Origin of the sequence: Bacillus sp. SIMBA_154, from assembly GCF_046536015.1 — a bacterium.
In the GTDB taxonomy this organism is placed as follows: Bacteria; Bacillota; Bacilli; order Bacillales; family Bacillaceae; genus Bacillus; species Bacillus pumilus_P.
The window spans coordinates 1-229 of sequence record NZ_JAWJBV010000754.1; the positions used below are offsets into that span (position 1 = coordinate 1).

Here is a 229-nt window from a genome sequence, read left to right on the forward strand (position 1 = left end):
CAGGTGCGCAGGAAATCCGCGACGTGCTTCGGCGCATCGTTCGAGTGCAGATCGACACCGTGTTCGATCAGGTGACGCGCAAGCTGCTTCGGGCTCAGGATCAAGGTGACCGGAATCTCGATCTCCTTCCAGGCGTCACCCGCGCCCTTGATTTCCACCAGGTACGCGGGATGGCCGCCGTCCGCATTGACTACTTTGGCGATGTACGTCATTTCGGAGCACGGCAACT

Annotated in this window: 1 protein-coding gene; it reads right to left on the reverse strand. The window is 60.3% G+C overall.

The window, feature by feature from the left end; translation table 11 throughout:
• On the reverse strand, window positions 1–212 hold a 212-nt coding region (locus R0K30_RS23900), incomplete at its 3' end, for a hypothetical protein (protein ID WP_410613564.1).
• Window positions 213–229 lie beyond the last annotated feature (17 nt).